Origin of the sequence: uncultured Allofournierella sp. (assembly GCA_944382705.1) — a bacterium.
Lineage (GTDB): Bacteria > Bacillota > Clostridia > Oscillospirales > Ruminococcaceae > Allofournierella.
On sequence record CALWNE010000033.1, the window covers coordinates 1 to 18,231 of the forward strand.

Below are 18,231 nucleotides of genomic sequence, written 5' to 3' on the forward strand. Positions count from 1 at the left end.
TGTTCCCGGTGCAAGGGCTTGTTCCAGGTAATCCAAATCAATTTGCCCCTGCAAGATGCGGCTTTGCTGGCCAAGCAGCTGTGCAATCTGAGCGTACACCCGGTCCCCTCCGTGGTAGCCGTCGATATACTGGTCATCGGTGGTTTGTTCCATATAGGTGCAGTCAAACACCTCGTATCCATAGGGCTGGCACAGGGCGGTGAGGGCAGGGGCAATCTGCGGGATGTAACCGTAGCGGCCGCTGTCTGCCATGGCCCGGGCTACCGTGGGGGCATAGGGGGGAATCACCAGTACCACCTCCATGCCCTGCTGGCTGCAAAAGTCCAGCAGGCTTTGTACCACTTCCAGGCTGGGCTGGTAAAGCGCGTCGCCGTATTCAAATCGGTCCACCCCACGGGCAATTCGGTCCAGGCTGTCGTGAAAAGCCACATCGGTGCCTTCCTCCGGGTGGTCCATCAGGTAGCCGTAGCTGTAACTGCCATCGGGGTAAAAGCCCCGGCCCCGGCCAGCGGCGGACATACCGTAGGTGTAAGCAGGGGTGCCAAGTACCTGCCAGAGGGAAAATTTCCCTCTGGCCCAGCCCTGCATTACCTCCCCCAAAGCAGCCTGCCAGGCAAAATCGTAGTGGCTGTAATCAAAGCTGGTGGGCATACTGGAGGTGCCCACCCAGCCTTCGTTGAAAAAGTACTGGTCCATCACCAAAATCAGGGTGCGGGGCAGCTGGTCGGCAGGCAGCTGGCGCAGAAAAAACTCAAATTCATTGATGTAGCTGGCACCGCCCCCCGCATTATAAAAGGAATCGGTGGTAAAAAACTCTCCCCGGAACTGCATACTGCGGCTGGTGCCCAGCACCAAAAGTTCCGGTGCCAGCAGCTGGGTGGCAAGGTGTTTGTAATAACGGGTGTTGTCCCGGTAGGCCAGGCCAAAAAACACCGGCTTGCCCTGGGCCAGCTGGGCGGCGGCGTCCTCCTCGGTGCGCCATTCTCCGCTGCGCCAGAGGGCTGTGCCAAACAGGCCCACCACCAACAGAACAGGAACCAGAAAGAGGGCAACACCCTGTAAAAATTTTTTCACAAGCAAATCCTCCCGCAATTAAAAAGCAAAGTACACATTGGGCGGGGTAGAGGTGGAGCCATAAAACAAGGTGGCAAACACACAGCCATAGCAAAGAAGCACAAGCTGCCAGGGCTTGCGCTGGGCAGCCCAGGCTCCAAAGCCCCTGGCCCGGCTGGCCCAGTCCACCCCAAAGGCCGCCGCCGCAAACAGGCCCAGCCGTGCCAGCACATCCGGCGTAAAGCCCAGCAGGGTGATGCTCTCCTTTACATATTGCACACTGAAGGAGGCGGGAGCAAACAGGCAGGCAGCAGCCTGTGCAGCCTGGTCCAGGGTAGCGGTGGCAAAAAAGAACCAGCCCACCGCCACCAGCAGGCAGGTGCAAAGCCAGCTGCAAAGGCTGCGCACCGGCGCGTTGGGGGCGGATTGCCCCACCAGGCTCCACAGCTTTTGCCGCAGCCCGCCGGTGGCCCGGCCTGCCAGCAGATACAGCCCGTGGAGGGCACCCCACACCAAAAAGCCGCCGGTCACGCCATGCCACAGGCCGGAAATCACAAAGGTGGTAAGGGTGGCTGCCACCAGCACCACCGGGCCCCGGCGGCTTCCTCCCAGGGGAATGTAGATGAAGTCCCGCAAAAAGCTGGAAAGGCTGATGTGCCAGCGGCGCCAGAACTCTCCAATGCTGCGGGAGAGATAGGGGCTAAGGAAGTTTTCCTCCACCTGAATGCCCAGCAGGTTGGCCACACCAATGGAAATTTGGGAATAGCTGGCGAAGTCAAAGTAGAGATACAGCGAGTAGGCCACAAGGGACCACAGCACCGAAAGACCGTAAAAGTTTTGGGGATGGGTCAGCGCACCCAGGTAGCCCGCCAGGATATCCGCCAGGCATTTTTTTAAAAACATACCCCAGCAAAACCGCACACAGCCCAGCCAGGCCAGCGAGGTTTGAAAGCCGGCGGCAGGGGCTTGCAGCTGGGGCAGCAGGGTGCGGGGGTCCTGAATGGGCCCGCTGGACAGCTGGGCAAAAAAGCCCAGGTAGTTAAAAAGCACAAGGGGAGACGGGGGGCTCAACTGGCTCTGATAAAGTTGAACCAGGCAGCTGATGGCTTTAAACACATAAAAACTAATGCCCACCGGGGCGGTAAGCTGGCCTAAGGCTGCAAGTTCCGGCTGCCAGGCCGCAGCAGCGGGCAGCAGCTTGTACAGCAGCAGGGGCGCCGCAACGGCACAGCAGCCGGTAAGCAGCACCCAGCGCCGGGGGCGGTGGGCCAGCAATCTGCCAAAGGCAAGGGTCAGCAGCCACACAAGCCCAAGGCTGCACAGGGCCTTTGGGCCAAACCAGAGGGCAAAGGCCAGGTTTGCGGCGGCCAGCACCCAGGGGCGCAGCCGCTGGGGCATACCCCACCAGCCCCCAAAGACCAGTGCCCCAAACCCGGCAAAGGAAAGGGATAAAAAGTTCATAGATAACTCCTTTGTACACAAAAACAGGCGGCAGTCAGCTGCCGCCCGGCAGATTTCACAAACAGGCCCAGGGCCGGTGCATCTGGTTTTATTATAAAGTAGGGCGATTGCCTTGTAAAGTAAACAAAAGGCGGGGCAAAACATTGACAAAGCCCCGCCAGGGCATTTACAATGAAACGAGAAAACCGCAAAATCCCAGGTCAAGGCTCAGGCTGCGGCCCCACGGAAAAAGGAGAATCATTGCAACTATGGCAAATCATACTGTACGCACCCGTTTTGCGCCCAGCCCCACCGGCTATATGCATGTGGGCAACCTGCGCACCGCCCTGTATGCTTACCTGAAGGCAAAGCACGACAACGGCACCTTTATTTTGCGCATTGAAGATACCGACCAGGAGCGTTATGTGGAAGGCGCCGTGGATGTTATTTACAACACCCTGCGTCAGACCGGCCTTACCTGGGACGAAGGCCCGGACATTGGCGGCCCCGTAGGCCCCTATGTGCAGAGCGAGCGGATGGGGATGTTTAAGGAGTATGCCCTCAAGCTGGTGGAAAAAGGCGAAGCCTATTATTGCTTCTGCACCCCGGAACGGCTGGAGGCTGTGCGCCAGGAGCAAAAAGCCCAGGGCGCAGTGGTGGGCCATTACGACGGCCACTGCCGCAACCTGAGCCCCGAAGAAATTCAGCAAAAGCTGGAAGCAGGCGAGCCTTATGTCATCCGCCAAAAGATGCCCAAGGAGGGCGTCACCAGCTTTGACGATGCGGTGTACGGCCACATCGAGGTAAACAACAGCGAGCTGGAAGATCAGATTCTGATTAAAACCGACGGTATGCCCACCTACAACTTTGCCAATGTGGTGGACGACCATCTGATGGGCATTACCCATGTTATTCGTGGTTCCGAGTACCTGTCCAGCACCCCCAAGTACAACCTGCTGTACAAGGCCTTTGGCTGGGAGGTACCCACCTACATCCACTGCCCCCCTGTTATGAAGGATGCACAGAACAAGCTCTCCAAGCGCAATGGCGATGCTTCCTATCAGGATTTGCTGGCCAAGGGCTACCTGAGCGAGGCTGTGCTCAACTACATTCTGCTGCTGGGCTGGAGCCCCAAGGGCGAGCAGGAAATCTTCACTCTGGAAGAAATGGTGCAGATTTTTGATGAAAAGGGCATCAGCAAAAGCCCTGCCATCTTTGACCCCCTCAAGCTGCGGGCCATCAATGCGGAGTACATCCGCCGTCTGCCTGCCGAGGAGTTCCAGGCACTGGCCGATCCCTGGATCAGCCAGATGGTGCACAAGCCCATTGACCGGGCCTTGCTGTGCGCAAACCTCCAGCCCCGCTGCGAGGTGCTGAGCGACATCCCCGAACAGCTGGACTTCTTTGACGCAGTTCTGCCCTTCACCAGCGATATGTACACCAACAAAAAACAAAAGACCAGCCCCGAAAGCGCAAAACAGGCACTGGAAGCCCTGCTGCCTGTGCTGGAACAGCTGGAGGATTGGAACCGGGATGCCATTTTTGAAGCCTGCAAGGCAAAGGCCGAGGAGATGGAGGTAAAGAACGGCTGGCTGCTGTTCCCCCTGGGCATTGCCCTGTCCGGCAAGCAGCGCACCCCCGGCGGCGGCACCGACCTGGCCGCTATGATGGGCCGGGAGGAAACTCTTGCCCGCCTGAAGGCTGCTCTGGCTGCGCTGGAGGGCTAAAGTCCACCCAGCGGCTTGTGGCTCAAGGGGCTGCACCTGACAGGGATGTTCCCGGCAGGCGGAAAATCCGGCAGCCCTGCCCTTAACACAGAGGCGGCGAGCTTGCAGCCCACAAAACCCGCAAACCCCCATAAAAAGGATAAAAAGGCCCGATTTTGCGTGCAGACTACGCAAAATCGGGCCTTTTGGTTTTGCAGCCAGCCCAAAAACAAAAGACAGCCCCCTGTGAATCTCCTCGGATGCGGTGCCATCTGGAAAGATTTTGCTGTTTGCTGCCCCATTGTGCAGTGCACACGGAACATCCTGCCGCTGTATGCCGCCTTATTGCTTGTTTTGGCTGCTTTTGCAAAAGCAAGGTCTATCGCCAAAAACTGCCCCAGCCCCTCTTTATACTAAAACACACGGCCAAGCATCCGCTCAAGGATGGGGCTCAAAACTGGAATGAAAAACGAGGTGGAATTACTGTGATTGGCGAAAAAGTACAAAGCAGAACCATGCAGCAAACCCGCCAGCGCTGGGAACCCTGGGCCTGGCAGCTGGGGCAGGGGGGCTTTGGCCTGCTGCTTACAGCGGGCCGGGTATTTGGAGGAATGCACCCCTTTGGCATTGCCTGGCTGCTGGGGGTAAACGACAGCAGCCTGTGGAGTGTGGGGGCCGGCGTAGTGGCTGGCTATATGCTGTGCCTGCCATTGAGCGAAGGGCTGGGGTATCTGGCAGCAGCGGCGGTGACGGTGGCGGCACGGGCGCTGTTTCCCCGGCAGTTTACACCTGCGGCCATCAGCAGCGCAGCCACGCTGCTGGCGGTGCAGGTTTTGCTGGCGGCGGCAGGAATCACCAGCCTGCCCCAGGTGCTGGGAGCAGTCTGTGATGTGGCCCTGGCCTGCGGGGCTGGATTTGGGGTTTGGCGCACCAATGGCTGGCTGCAAAAGGGCAAAGCGGTGAATCCGGGTACCCTGCTCATGTGTATGCTGGCACTGCCCGGCTTGCAGGCCGTCCCCATGGGGCCGCTCTCGCTGGCGGTAGCGGGTTTGGTGTGCGGCAGCCTTGTGTGCGCCTGGCGGGGCAGGCTTAGCCAGTGTGCTGTGTTCTGCCTTAGTGGGGCGGTGGTTGTTACGGCAGCAGAACCAACCCTTGCCTTTGCGGGCATCGGCATTGGGGCGGGTGCCCTGGCTGCTGCCTATTTTACGCCGGGGGAGCGGCTGGCCAGCGGCTGCCTGATGCTGCTGGGCATCTTTTTGGGTGCCTTGGCGGCACCGGATGTGCCAACGCTGGTGGGCTTTTTGGGGTCTGCCTTGTTGGGACAAGCCCTCTTTTTTGCGCTGCCCACCAGGCTGATTAATGGCTTGCTGCCCATGGTGGACACAGCCCATGCCCCCCAGCCCCAGGTTACGGGAACGGTGCGTCAGCTGGAAAGTGTGGCCCAGGCCCTAACCAACATTGCACAAACGGTGAATCAGGTGTACGAAACCCTGCCCAAGCGGGGCGAAAATTACAACTGGGTGGTGGATTATGTGGCGGAGGAACTCTGCCGCAGCTGCGCCCGGCGGGAGGAATGCTGGGTGGAAGGGTACTCCAGCACCATGGATGGGTTTTATCGGCTGAAAGGCGTGTTGGAGCAGGAGGGGCGCCCTGCCCTGGAACAGCTGCCCGGCCAGCTGGGCCGGTGCATCCGCCCGGTGGAGCTTTGCGCCTGTGCCAGCAGGGGGTACGGATTGTACCGCAGCCGCAGGGAAAGCCGGGTGAAAGCAGGGGCTATGCGGGCAGCCCTTACCGAGCAGTACAGTGCCATGGCCCAGGCCCTAAGCCAGATGGCGGAACAGCTGGGGCAAAGCATGGCATTGGATGCAGCAAAAACCGACCGGCTGGCGGCGTTGTTTGCCTCCATTGGTCTGGAACCGCTGGAATGTGAAGCCGGGTACGATGGCACCGGCCGTCTGCGGGCCACAGTCACCATTCCCCGCACCCGGTTTACCCCCCAGGAACTGGAGGAGCTTAACCAGGAGGCGCAGCGCATTCTGCACCGCCAGCTCAGCTGCCCGGTGCTGGACAACTGCCAGACCGTAACCGTGCTGAGTTTTCAGGAGCAGCCTTTGTACATACCGGAATTTGGACAGGCCTGTCACGCTGCCCAGCAGCAAGCCTGCGGCGATGCGGTGGAGCAATTCTGCGATTGCTTTGGCAATGCCCACCTGCTGCTTTGCGACGGCATGGGGGTGGGCCGTGCCGCAGCCATTGATGGAACCCTTGCAGCAACCCTGGCGGCCCGGCTGCTGCGGGCTGGCTTTGGGGCGCAGAGTGCAGCTCGGCTGGTGAATGTGGCCCTGGCGCTGAAAAGCGATGAGGAAACCAGTGCCACCATGGATTTGGTAACGGTGGATTTATACACCGGGCGGGCCAATTCCTTTAAGGCAGGGGCCTGCCCCACCGTGCTGGTGCGAGGGGGGAAAGCCCAGCTGGTGGAGGGCAGCAGCCTGCCGGTGGGCATTCTGGAACAGGTGGTAGGACGGCAGGAGCAAACCCAGCTTGGCCCAGGGGACTGGGTGGTGCTGGTGAGTGACGGCGTGCTTCAGGACGGTACCCAGTGGCTGTGCCAGCAGCTGGAACTTTGCAAAGCCTGCGGCCATACACCCCAGCAGGCGGCAGAGCTGGTGGCGGATATGGCCCGTCAGCGCCAGCCAAGCCAAAGGCCGGACGATGTAACCGTAGCGGTTATGGCCCTGGAACGGGCTGTGGGATAACGGAAGAAATAGCCCAAAAGGCTATGGTGGGGCAGCCGGCGAAAACAGCCCTTTTGCAACGCACAAAAGGATAGAAAGCATGAAGGATAAAAAGCGGTTAGCCTTGCAAAACAGAAAACGCCCCAGTGCATAGTTCCGTAGATAGGAAAAATGCACTGGGGCGAACTATGAAATTGTTACGAGCAAACAGATTAGGATAAGGTGAGCGGGGTTAAATAAACTCTATAATACTCCACTCGGTCCCTTTGTTTTCGTTTACATAGTTCAGATACTCAGTCATTCCGCTGTTTCTATCGGTATAGTCGATAAAAACAACCTTGGCGCCTTTGCCGGGGATACAGATTACCCAACATTGCTTGTTGCCGGATTCGGCGGTATACACCATCTGGTATTTGGTAATATTGGGAATACCGGCGGAAGTTGCACTTTCGTTGTTGTGCCACTCCGTGTTATTTCCGTCAAAATGCAGGTAAATGTTATTGAGTGTGTAACCCTTGGGCAGTTTATAGCTGCCGGTTATTTTTTGCTGAACATCGCTGGGCAGAGAGCTGAAAAAACACAGCTTTGTAGCAAAACCATTGCCGTTGGTTCCGGCGTAGTACTCGCTGGTAAAGACTGCGTCGCCGTATCTGCCGTATTCGTCGGCATAGTAGGCGGTTACACCGTTGTAAATGCTGGCGGAGGTATCCAGAAAGGTGGCTTTTCGAGCATCTTCGATGTAGCCCATGATGGTGGGAATGGCCGCCGCCGCAAGGATAGCCATAATTACCAGAACCACAATCAATTCAATCAATGTAAAACCTTTGCGAACACGCTGCTTCATGAGAAAAACCTCCGCATACGAAAACATTGTTTGTTTTTTTGCTATTTATTATTATATTAATTTAGATGGATGAAGTCAATACAAAAATGCTGTTTTATGTTTATTTATAAAAAATAAATTGCACAAAAAATATTGAAAAAATTGTAAAAAAAGCAGCCTGCACTTGCGTTTTGCGCAAATACAGGCTGCTTTTTTAGTCATTAAGTCAAATTAGCCCTTTAAGGCAACAGGTGCAATCAAGCCTTGTTGGCGCTGCCAAACAGCTCGATTTTTTCCCGAACGGTAGCCTTGATGGCTTCCACGCCGGGAGCCAGCAGCTTGCGGGGGTCAAAGCCCTTGCCTTCCAGGTCCTTGCCGGCTTCCACATACTTGCGGGTAGCCGCGGCAAAGGCCAGCTGGCATTCGGTGTTTACATTGATTTTGGAAACACCCAGGCTGATGGCCTTCTTAATCATCTCCTCGGGAATGCCGGTGCCGCCGTGCAGAACCAGGGGAATGCCGTTGGTGGCATTGTGGATGCGCTCCAGAGCCTCAAAGTCCAGGCCCTTCCAGTTGGCGGGGTACTTGCCGTGGATGTTGCCGATGCCGGCAGCCAGGAAGTCAACACCCAGCTCGGCAATCTTCTTGCACTCCTCGGGGTCGGCAATTTCGCCAGCGCCAACCACGCCGTCTTCCTCGCCGCCGATGGAGCCAACCTCAGCCTCGATGGAGATACCCTTGGAGTGAGCCAGCTCTACCAGCTCGGTGGTCTTGGCAATGTTCTCCTCAATGGCGTAGTGGCTGCCGTCAAACATGATGCTGGAGAAGCCGGCCTCGATGCAGGCCTTGGCGCCTTCGTAGCTGCCGTGGTCCAGATGCAGGGCAACGGGAACGGTAATGTTCAGGGTTTCAATCATGGAGCGAACCATGGCGGCTACGGTCTTGTAACCGGTCATGTACTTGCCTGCACCCTCGGATACACCCAGAATCACAGGGCTGTTCATTTCCTGAGCGGTCTCCAGAATAGCCTTGGTCCACTCCAGGTTGTTGATGTTGAAATGACCCACAGCGTAGTGGCCATCACGAGCCTTGTTGAGCATTTCGGTTGCACTTACCAGCATAATAGCGATACCTCCAGTTTATGTAAATAAGAAACAGGGGTTACAAAAAACCGGTTTTTGCCTGGGGCTGAAAACCTGATAATTTTTTGTCCTTTTACAGTATAGCGTAAAGGCGGCTCAAAATCAATTCCTATTTCCGTGCTTTTTGCTTGCTTTGGCGGTAGTTTTTGCTGCGGCTTTGGTGCTTGTGCGGGGCAGATGGGTGCGGGCGTAGTCAAAAATATACTGCTGGGCAATGCCTGCGTGGCGGCGGCAGCACACCGGAATCCCACGGGGAAACAGCTGCGCCATGGCCTTTTTCATCCACACATCCATGGGGAAGGCCTGCCAGAAGGAAAGGCTGAACAGCAGCACGCAGTCGGCCACCTTGGGGCCCACCCCCTGAATGGTCATCAGCTGGGCTTTGGCCTGGTCCATGGGCAGGCGGGCCAGCTGAACCGGGTCAATTTCACCGCTGGCCACCTTTTGGGCGGCATCCAGCAGGTAGGCTGCCCGCCAGCCCGCCCGCAGAAAAGCCAAATCTTCTACGGAAAGCCCGGCCATCCGCTGTGCTGTGGGAAAGGCATAGCCGCCCCCTTCCAAAGGCTGGCCCAAGCCCTCACAGAGCCGCTCCACAATGGCCCGAATGCGGGGAATGTTGTTGTTTTGGCTAATAATGAAGGTGCACAGTGTTTCAAAAAAGGGCTGGCGCAGCACACGAATGCCGGGGTTGGCCTGCACACAGGCAGCCAAGCGCTGGTTGCCGGAGCAAAATTTTTGCCGCAGGGCAGGGTAGTCTAGGTCTAAGGCAAAGTAGTTTTGCCAAAAATCCTGGTCCTGGGGGTCAGCCCCTTCCAGCACAAGGGTGTCGTCTTCCATGTGAACCACAACCTGGCGGCCCTCCACAATGCCCTGCCAGCCTTGGGCTGTCTGGTACCACCGAAAAGCCTGGCCGCAGTCCAGCGTGGCAGCAAGATTCAGGCCGCCGCAGTGTTCAAAACGAATCATGGGGTATCTCCTCTCCTTTGGGTTCCGCAAACGCAATGCGAATTGGTCAAAATGACGATTGCTGGGAAATAAAATTGATGAAATTGGTCAAAACGGCTGGTTATATCTGGAATTTAAACGAATTGTTAATGGAAAAGTTTTCCTTTTGTATGTTGAAAACTATAACAGCAAAAAGCCTTGGTTCAGAAAAAATGGCTCAAAAAAGCCGGTTATCAACAGTTTCAACATAGTTTTCAACAGTTGATAAAAGTGTGGAAAATAGCGCATCCATTACGGCTTGTATAACATTTCCCAGCAAAGGCCGGATGGCCTGCCCGGCAGAATAGCCAGGGCAAAATTCGCCCATGCTTTGGGCACACGGCAGGGCGCGGGCCAGCAAAAAAAGCAAAAACTTGTCTGCAAACAGTGGCAAAAAGCAACGGGTAATGTTATACTTCTAATTATATGCAAAATGCAGAAATAACGCAATATTTCGTGCTGATGGGCCGGGCTTGCTGCCTGGCCGATGCACTGTTTGAACAAAAGAAGGAGAACCCACACATGGCCCGTAATTACAACGACCGCCCCGCCCGCCGCAAGGAATCCGGCGAGCACAAACCCCGCACCGGCAACCGTCCCGGTTACAGCAATCGGCCCTCTGCCGACCGTCCCCAGCACCCTGCTGCCCAGCAGCCGCAGCAGGAGCCGGACCAGAGCCTGGTCTACGGTAAAAATCCGGTGGCAGAGCTGCTTAAAAGCGGCGCAGGGGTGGATACCGTGCTCATCAGCGACAGCCTGCCCGACGCAGTGGCCTCTTACTATATGGCCCTGGCCAAGGATGCAGGGGCTGTGGCAAAGCGGGTGCACGCCAACAAGCTGCGGCTCACCTGCGGCACCGACAGCCACCAGGGCGTGGCCGCCTTTGCCAGTGCGGTGGAGTATGTGAGCGTGGAGGAACTGGTGCAGCAGGCCAAGGACCAGGGCCGTGCCCCCTTCCTGGTGCTGTGTGACGGAGTGGAAGACCCCCACAACCTGGGGGCCATCATCCGTTCTGCGCTGCTGTGCGGTGCGGATGGCGTGGTGATTCCCAAGCGGGGCGGTGCTGCCATTACCCCCACCGTGCTCAAAAGCAGTGCCGGTGCAGCAGCCCGGCTGCCGGTGGCCCGTGTGGCCAACATTGGTGAGAGCATCCGCCGGCTGAAAGAGCAGGGCGTATTTGTGTACTGTGCCGATATGGACGGCCTGCCCCTGCACCAGAACAACCTCACCGGGCCCATTGCGCTGGTCATGGGCAGCGAGGGACGGGGTGTAAGCCCGCTGGTAAAAAAACTGTGCGATGGCGTGGTGAGCCTGACCATGGCAGCCCGTGGCACCGGGGTGGACAGCTTTAATGTGAGCGTGGCCGCAGGCATTGTTCTGTACGAAATTGCACGCCAGCGCAGCCAGGGCTGATGGCCCGGGCATTACCCTGTAAACAAGGAGAAGGAGAGCAAGATGCCCTACAACAAGTTTTCCGGCTCTGTGGATGAAATTCTGGAAGGGCTGAATGCCCGGCAGTCCAAAGAAAGCAACCAGGCAGTGGAGGATATTCTGGCGGATTTGGGGATGCAGACCCATAAACCGGCGCCGGAAGCACCCCAGCCGGAGGCAGAGCACCCCGGCAGTGCAGGGGAGTTCCAGCAGCCAGCTGTGGCGGTAATGTCTTTTTGGAATGAAACCTTAGCAAAGGAATCTGAGGACGGAGCAAAACCCCAGCCGGACCAGCCCAAAAAGCGAGCCGACCGCACCGCCCAGGCAGAGACGCCCAGACCCCGAAAGGGCGGCAGAGCAGGCCAGAAGCCTGGCCCAGTGGAGCAAACCCAGGAGATTAAGGCGCCCCGCCTTTCGGAAACCATTCAGATGGACAGCGAGTTCCAAAAGTTTTTCAGTGAGAGCGTGGCCGTTATTCCGGATTTGAAAAATGGCCCGGATCAGGAGGAACACCCTGGCTTTTTTGCCCGGTTTGTGCGGGGCAAAAAAGCAGTGGAAGAAACGGTGCGCAGCCCGGAGAATGACCAGGACGAAGGCCTGTACAGCCAGGAAGAATATTCCGTGGAGCAGTACGAAACCCAGGAAATTCCCCTGGTATACCAGGAGCCGGAGCGGCCCAAGGCAAAACAGCCCAGCCCCAAGCAGGAGCCTACGCCCCAGCCTAAAAAAGGCTGGTTTGGCCGCAAAAAGCAGGCAAAAACGCCCCCGGCAGCCGCTGCCCCGCAGCAACAGCCGCAAGCTTTGGCTGAGCCTGCCGCACCCAAGGCAGAACCCAAAGCGGCAGTGGAGCAGCAGGCCACCGGTACCATTTTGCTGGAAATGCCCGCCCCCGGCAAGCAGCAGCCGTCAGCCGGCCGTCAGCCCAGTGCCTGGGTGGATGAGCCCACCGGAACCATTCGTCTGGAGATGCCCCAGCAGCCGGAGCAGCCCCGCAGTAAGCGGCCAGAGCAGCCAGTCAGCTCGCCCAAGCAGCCGGATGCGCAGGAGCTGGCCCAAACCCGCCAGTACGAGATACTGACGCAGCTGCCCAAACACCAGCCGCAGCCTGTGGAGCAACCGGCGGTTAGTGAACAGTCGCAAAACAAGGAGCCTTTGCAAACTGCCCGGCCGGAGCCGGTGGCGGAGTGTGTGGCGCCTGCTGCCCAGCCGGAGCCTGTGGAGCAAACGGCGGTTGACGAACCGCTGCAAAACAAACAGCCTGTACAGACCGCCCGGCCGGAGCCGGTGGCGGAGTGTGCAGTCCCCGCTGCCCAGCCGGAGCCTGTGGAGCAAACAGCGGTTGTGGAACAGTCGCAAAACAAACAGCCTGTACAAACTGCCCGGCCGGAGCCGGTGGTGGAATGTGCAGCCCCCGCTGCCCAGCCGCAGCCGGTTCAGCCCACCGGGGCACAGCAGGATGCCCAGCCCCAGGCGGCCCAGCAGCAGGTACAGCCGGTACTTCTGCAAAGCTGGAAGGATTCCCCGGTACAGCCGGGCACACGCACCATTATGCTGGAGCAGGTGCGGGCCTATCAAGCCCAGCAAGCCCAGCAAGCCCAGCAGGCCCAGCAGGCCCAGCAGGCCAGCAACCAGCCTTTGGCCCAGCAGGAGCCTGCCGCTCAAGAGCCGCCCCTGCAGCAGCAGGCTACCCAAAGCGTGGAGTCTGTTGGCCAATTGACCCAGGACCAGCAGGAAGAGCCGGAACTGGCCGGTTCGGCTTTGCGCCAGCGGCTGCATCAGCTGGTGCAGCGGCTGCCCCGCCTGTTTGGAGCCGAGCCAGAAGAAGGCGAAGAAGAACAGGGCCAAAGCCCCTTTGCTGCCCAGCCGGCCTCTGCCTTCAAACCGCTGGAAGAATACGAAAACCTGGGGGACGCACCCCTGGTGGAACAGGATTTAAAGCGGATGCGCTTTGCCATGACCGTGCGCACCAGCGTGGCGGCGGTGGTCACTGTAATTTTGTTCTATCTGGGCCTGGCGGTGGGCCAAAGTCCTCTGCCGCCCATTACAGCGCTGGACCCGGCCATTGCACCGGGGGCATTTTTGCTGGCCAATCTGATTTTGCTGCTGGCTGCCTGTGGTGTTAACTGGCGGGTCTTTTACAACGGTGTTCTGGGCTTGCGTGGGGAGCCATCTCCCGATACCCTGCCCGCCCTGGCTGCTTTGGGTGCGGTGGTGCAGCTGTTGGCTGCCCTGCCCGGTGCCCAGCAGTTCGACGCCCAAAAGGTAACCCTGTTTGCGGCCCCCGCTGCCCTGATTCTGTGCATGAGTGCCCTGGGCAAATGGGTGCAGAGCACGGTGATTTTAAAGGATTTCCTGCTCATGACCACCGCCACCGAGCAGGTGGCCGCTGTGGCTGTGGAGGATGAGGAGCTGTGCCAGGAGCTGGGCGAAGGACTGGGCGAACCCCAGCCCCATCTGCTGGTAAACCGCCCCACGGCGCTGTTCCGCAACTTTTTGGCTCGCAGCTTTTCGGTGCGCTCCAGCGATGGAATGCAGCAAAAAATCAGCTGGGTGCTGGCTGGGGCAGCGGTGCTGGCAGCATTCATTACCCTGGTGAGCGGCAACGGCTTTTTTGGTATGTTTACCGTGCTGGCAGGTACCCTCTGCCTGGGTGCGCCCCTGGCCTCCACCCTGATGAGTGCGGTACCCCTGCAGCAGATGCACAAAAGTGCCAGCCGCTTTGGGGCAGTGGTGCCCGGCTGGCAGTCGGTGGAGCAGGTAAGCCAGACCAACATGGTGGTGGTAAGTGCCAGGGATTTGTTCCCCGCCAAAAGCGTGCGCCTGCACGGCATTAAAACCTTCGAGAAGGAACGCATCGACCTGGCCATCCTGTATGCGGCCTCTATTTTGGTTCCCGGCTGCGATACGCTGCGGAATGTGTTTTTGAACATCATTCAGGGCCGGACGGAAATTTTGTACCCGGCCGAAAATCTGGAAAATGAACCCGGCCTGGGCTTTACTGCCTGGGTGGATGGCAAGCGGATGATTGTGGGCAACCGTGCCATGATGGCCAAGCAGGGGGTGGAGCTGCCCTCGCTGGATTACGAAAACCGCTACACCAAAGGGGAAAAACAGCCCATCTATCTGGCGGTAAGCGGCCGGCTGTTTGGTATGTTCCTGGTAAGCTACCGGGCAGATGAACAGGCTGCTGCTGTGCTGGAAAACCTGCATCATCAGGGCATTTCGGTGCTGCTCAAGAGCGATGATTTCTCCCTCACCGGCCCGCTGGTGGCGCAAATCTACCAGATGCCAGAGGATTTCATCAAGGTGCTGAACGCTGCCGAACGGCACGCTCTCAGCCCTCTGGTCACCTACCAGCAGTCCACCGAGGGCTGCATCTGCCATCTGGGCAGTTTTGCATCCTTTGTGGGCGGTATGCTGGCCGCAGGCGGCGCAGCCAGTGCCCAGCGGATTTCCAGCCGTGTGCTGGCCGCAGGGGTTGTGCTGAGTGCCGTGCTGGCCCTCATGCTGGCCTTTACCGGCGGCGTGGGTGTGTTGGCTTTGCCGGTACTGTTGGTGTACCAGGCAGCCTGGGCCGTACTCACCCTGGCCATTCCGCTGATAAAAAAATACTGAGTTTAAACACCATGTTCCCTTGCAGCGGCAGGAGAACATGGTGTTTATTATTTGTCAAGGAGAAAACTAAACAAACCGGGTGCCAAAATTTTGGTTGCCTAATCCAGTCTTTTTTGTTGCCGTCTATTTAAAAAATTAAATTAATGTGATAATATTTTTGTACAAGATGCCTTTTTAAGCGGATGAATTTAAGTAATGCAAACGAAAGAGGGGGACTGTTTTTTATGTGCAATCCAAGCAATCACATTCGCAATATTTTGGTAGCAGGCCACGCAGGCTGTGGCAAAACCACGCTGGTGGAAGCACTGCTGTACAGCGCTGACCCTCAGATGCAGCGGCCCGGTACCGTACAGGATGGCACCACCGTTTGCGACTTTGACCCGGAGGAGCAAAAACGCCAGGCCAGCCTGGCACTGAGCCTGGCCCCGGTGGAGTACGACTCCACCAAGCTGAACCTGCTGGATGCCCCCGGACTGTTTGATTTTGGCCTGGGGGTGCAGGAGGGCATTCTGGCAGCAGACAGTGTGCTGGTGGTTGTTTCCGCCCGTTCCGGCGTAACCGTGGGGGCGGAAAAAGCCTTTCATCTGGCGGAGAAAGCAGGCAAAAGCTGCATGGTGTTTGTAAATAAAACCGACCTGGAGCACGCCAACTACTACAAAATTTTGGAAGAACTGAAAACCCGGTTTGGCCCCAGCATCTGCCCCTGCGTGGTGCCGGTACGGCAGGAGGACGGAACCCTGCTGTACATCAACCTGTTCAGCCAAAAGGCATTTTGCTACGAATCCGGCAAGCCGGTGCAGGTGCCCATGCCGGATATGGGCCACCGGCTGGACGGCCTGATTACCGCCATGAGCGAGGCCGTGGCCGAAACCGATGAAGCCCTAATGGAAAAATTCTTTTCCGGCGAGCCCTTCACCACCCAGGAAATTGTGGAAGGCCTGGCCCAGGGCTGCCGTACCGGCGCCATCACCCCGGTGTTCTGCGGCAGTGCAGCCAATTTGCAGGCCATGGATATGCTGCTGTATAATCTGAAAGCCCTGCTGCCCTCCCCGGCGGAGGCAAAGGCACCTTTGGCCCAAACGGCAGAAGGGGAGCTGGTGGAGCTGCCCTGCGATGGACAGGCAGCCCTGGCGGTACAGGTGTTCAAAACCGTAGCAGATCCCTTTGTGGGCAAGCTTTCTTATATAAAAGTACTTCGGGGCACCCTCACACCGGATGCAGCCTTGGTCAATGCCCGCACCGGCGAGCAGGAGCGGATGGGCAAGCTGCTGTTTGTGAAGGGCAAAAAGCAAACCGAAACCCCCGCCATTGGGGCAGGTGATCTGGGGGCTGTTACCAAACTTTCCCATGCTCTTACAGGCGATACCCTCTGCCAGCCTGGGGTGGTGGTGCAGCTGCCCCAGCCCCGGTTTGCCCAGCCCACCTATGCCATGGCCTTAAAGCTGAACAAGGTGGGGGATGAAGCCAAAATTGGCCCGGCCCTTACCCGATTGGCGGAGGAAGACGCCACCCTGCACTACTATATTGACCAGGAAACCGGTCAGCAGATTTTAAGCGGCCAGGGTGAGCAGCATCTGGATGTGGCGCTGGCCCGGCTGAAAGCAAAGTTTGGGGTGGAGGTGCAGCTGGAAACACCCCGCATTCCTTACCGGGAGTCCCTGCGCAAACCCTGCAAGGCCCAGGGCCGGCACAAAAAGCAAACCGGCGGCCATGGCCAGTTTGGGGATGTGTGGATTGAGTTTGCCCCATGCGACAGTGAGGAACTGGTATTTCAGGAAAAAGTGGTGGGCGGCAGTGTGCCAAAGAACTATTTCCCCGCAGTGGAAAAGGGCCTGCGCCAGGCGGTGCAGCATGGCGTGCTGGCCGGTTACCCGGTGGTAGGCATTCAGGCCACACTGCTGGATGGCAGCTACCACCCGGTGGACTCCAGCGAAATGGCCTTTATGCAGGCGGCAAAGCTGGCCTATAAAGCGGCGCTGCCCCAGGCGCAGCCGATTCTGCTGGAGCCGGTAGGCCGGCTGGAAGCCCACCTGCCAGCCGATGATACCGGCGATTTAATGGGTGAGATAACCAAACGCCGGGGCCGGGTGCTGGGCATGAATCCAGACCAGGACGGCTTGCAAACGGTGCAGGCCCAGGTGCCCATGGCGGAAATGCAGGATTTTACCGCCTTTATGCGGCAGCTGACCCAAGGCAGGGGATGGTTTACCTTTGCCTTTGCCCAGTACGAGCCGCTGCCGGGCAACCTGACCGAACAGGTAATTGCCCAGGCAAAAACAATGGGCCTCCATCCGGAGGACGAATAAGCTGGAATGATTTCCCGGCGGGCAGTGGCGTGCACTGTGCCTGACCCCCTCTCAAGGCTTTGCCGGAATGGAGCCGCTCCCAGCAGTTTGGCTGCTGGGAGCGGCTTTCTGTGTGGAAACAGAAAATTCTGTGGGAACCACCGAATTGTTTGTTATAAATTGGTGATTTTGGCATAAAAAGTTGATAGCGGTTGACAAAATCGCCCAAAACAGCTATACTAACAAAATTAAATGGGAGCGCACAAACCCGGCAAACGGTCGCCGCAAAAAGCAACCCCCCTTTGTTTGCGGGTCTATCGACAGGCCGCCGGCTCTTGGCTGCAAAAGTTCTGGTGACCTCCCATTCTTTGAAAAAGGAGATTAAGAAGATACCATGAGCAATGCAAAAGAAATTGTTGTGACTGTTGCCGGCCTGAAGGCTTTGGAGGATGAGCTGGACGAATTGAAAACTGTCCGCCGCAAGGATGTGGCAGAAAAAATCAAGGTAGCCCGTGGCTTTGGCGACCTGTCCGAAAACAGCGAGTATGACGAAGCCAAGAACGAGCAGGCTTTTATCGAAAGCCGCATCGCTCAGCTGGAAGCCATGCTGAAAAATGCCCGTGTGATTGATAACGATGAGGTAAACCTGGACACTGTTTCCCTGGGTACCCATGTTAAAATTCAGGACGAGGATGGCGAGGTAGAAGAGTACGACATCACCGGCTCCACCGAGGCCGATCCCTTGAACGGCAAAATCAGCGACGAAAGCCCCGTAGGCGCAGCCCTCATGGGCAAAAAGGTAGGCGCTACCGTAACCGTAAACCTGCCCAACGGCGGCACCATCGACTTTAAAATTTTGGAAATCGGCCGGGCTGCCCTGTAACAAACCTACCATAAAAATCAAAATAAACCGGGGATTTTCTCCGGTTTATTCTGGTTTTCTGCAAAAAAGAGGTGCCACGGCACCTCTTTTTGTGTTATAATAGCCGCAGTGCGGCAAAATGCAGGGGTAAT

Annotated in this window: 11 protein-coding genes; 6 read left to right on the plus strand and 5 right to left on the minus strand. The window is 57.7% G+C overall.

The window, feature by feature from the left end; translation table 11 throughout:
- Both ACH2EM_RS04595 and ACH2EM_RS04600 read right to left on the minus strand, forming a co-directional pair.
- The coding region (locus ACH2EM_RS04595; protein ID WP_395150943.1) for a hypothetical protein at window positions 1-1,074 on the minus strand (1,074 nt) is incomplete at its 3' end.
- 18 nt (window positions 1,075-1,092) lie between these two features.
- The gene (locus ACH2EM_RS04600; RefSeq protein WP_395150944.1) at window positions 1,093-2,514 is read right to left on the minus strand and encodes an MBOAT family O-acyltransferase; all 1,422 of its coding nucleotides are present in this window, start codon (window positions 2,512-2,514) and stop codon (window positions 1,093-1,095) included.
- 248 nt (window positions 2,515-2,762) lie between these two features.
- On the opposite strand from ACH2EM_RS04600, the gene gltX reads away from it, so the two are divergent.
- Complete coding sequence (gene gltX / locus ACH2EM_RS04605) at window positions 2,763-4,220, plus strand: glutamate--tRNA ligase (RefSeq protein WP_395150945.1); 1,458 nt, start codon at window positions 2,763-2,765, stop codon at window positions 4,218-4,220.
- 464 nt (window positions 4,221-4,684) lie between these two features.
- On the plus strand, window positions 4,685-6,958 hold the full coding sequence (locus tag ACH2EM_RS04610) for a SpoIIE family protein phosphatase (RefSeq protein WP_395150946.1): 2,274 nt from the start codon (window positions 4,685-4,687) through the stop codon (window positions 6,956-6,958).
- 211 nt (window positions 6,959-7,169) lie between these two features.
- Here the strand turns inward: ACH2EM_RS04610 and ACH2EM_RS04615 are convergent, their stop codons facing one another.
- The 3 genes from ACH2EM_RS04615 to ACH2EM_RS04625 all read right to left on the minus strand — a co-directional run bounded on the left by ACH2EM_RS04615 (window position 7,170) and on the right by ACH2EM_RS04625 (window position 9,868).
- A complete protein-coding gene (locus ACH2EM_RS04615) occupies window positions 7,170-7,781 on the minus strand; it encodes a type II secretion system protein (RefSeq protein WP_395150947.1) in 612 nt (203 codons plus the stop codon).
- Between the two features lie 236 nt (window positions 7,782-8,017).
- Window positions 8,018-8,881 (minus strand): class II fructose-1,6-bisphosphate aldolase, encoded by an 864-nt coding sequence (gene fba, locus ACH2EM_RS04620; protein ID WP_395150948.1) that lies wholly within the window; start codon window positions 8,879-8,881, stop codon window positions 8,018-8,020.
- 123 nt (window positions 8,882-9,004) lie between these two features.
- On the minus strand, window positions 9,005-9,868 hold the full coding sequence (locus ACH2EM_RS04625) for a DNA-3-methyladenine glycosylase family protein (protein ID WP_395150949.1): 864 nt from the start codon (window positions 9,866-9,868) through the stop codon (window positions 9,005-9,007).
- Between the two features lie 540 nt (window positions 9,869-10,408).
- On the opposite strand from ACH2EM_RS04625, the gene rlmB reads away from it, so the two are divergent.
- The 4 genes from rlmB (at window position 10,409) to greA (ending at window position 18,100) form a co-directional block, all read left to right on the plus strand.
- A complete protein-coding gene (gene rlmB / locus ACH2EM_RS04630) occupies window positions 10,409-11,299 on the plus strand; it encodes a 23S rRNA (guanosine(2251)-2'-O)-methyltransferase RlmB (protein WP_395150950.1) in 891 nt (296 codons plus the stop codon).
- Window positions 11,300-11,341: 42 nt separating this feature from the next.
- Complete coding sequence (locus tag ACH2EM_RS04635; RefSeq protein WP_395150951.1) at window positions 11,342-14,932, plus strand: hypothetical protein; 3,591 nt, start codon at window positions 11,342-11,344, stop codon at window positions 14,930-14,932.
- A 224-nt stretch (window positions 14,933-15,156) separates the two neighbouring features.
- A complete protein-coding gene (locus tag ACH2EM_RS04640; protein WP_395150952.1) occupies window positions 15,157-17,238 on the plus strand; it encodes an elongation factor G in 2,082 nt (693 codons plus the stop codon).
- 373 nt (window positions 17,239-17,611) lie between these two features.
- Window positions 17,612-18,100: a transcription elongation factor GreA gene (greA, locus tag ACH2EM_RS04645; protein WP_395150953.1), complete on the plus strand. Its 489-nt coding sequence runs from the start codon at window positions 17,612-17,614 to the stop codon at window positions 18,098-18,100.
- The last annotated feature ends 131 nt before the right edge of the window (window positions 18,101-18,231 follow it).

What these genes read in the sequence shown, in the direction of transcription:
- ACH2EM_RS04600 (WP_395150944.1), bottom strand. Translation starts at nt 2,514, where the DNA reads ATGAACTTTTTATCCCTTTCCTTTGCCGGGTTTGGGGCACTGGTCTTT.
- gltX (WP_395150945.1), top strand. Translation starts at nt 2,763, where the DNA reads ATGGCAAATCATACTGTACGCACCCGTTTTGCGCCCAGCCCCACCGGC.
- ACH2EM_RS04615 (WP_395150947.1), bottom strand. Translation starts at nt 7,781, where the DNA reads ATGAAGCAGCGTGTTCGCAAAGGTTTTACATTGATTGAATTGATTGTG.
- fba (WP_395150948.1), bottom strand. Translation starts at nt 8,881, where the DNA reads ATGCTGGTAAGTGCAACCGAAATGCTCAACAAGGCTCGTGATGGCCAC.
- ACH2EM_RS04625 (WP_395150949.1), bottom strand. Translation starts at nt 9,868, where the DNA reads ATGATTCGTTTTGAACACTGCGGCGGCCTGAATCTTGCTGCCACGCTG.
- rlmB (WP_395150950.1), top strand. Translation starts at nt 10,409, where the DNA reads ATGGCCCGTAATTACAACGACCGCCCCGCCCGCCGCAAGGAATCCGGC.
- ACH2EM_RS04635 (WP_395150951.1), top strand. Translation starts at nt 11,342, where the DNA reads ATGCCCTACAACAAGTTTTCCGGCTCTGTGGATGAAATTCTGGAAGGG.
- ACH2EM_RS04640 (WP_395150952.1), top strand. Translation starts at nt 15,157, where the DNA reads ATGTGCAATCCAAGCAATCACATTCGCAATATTTTGGTAGCAGGCCAC.
- greA (WP_395150953.1), top strand. Translation starts at nt 17,612, where the DNA reads ATGAGCAATGCAAAAGAAATTGTTGTGACTGTTGCCGGCCTGAAGGCT.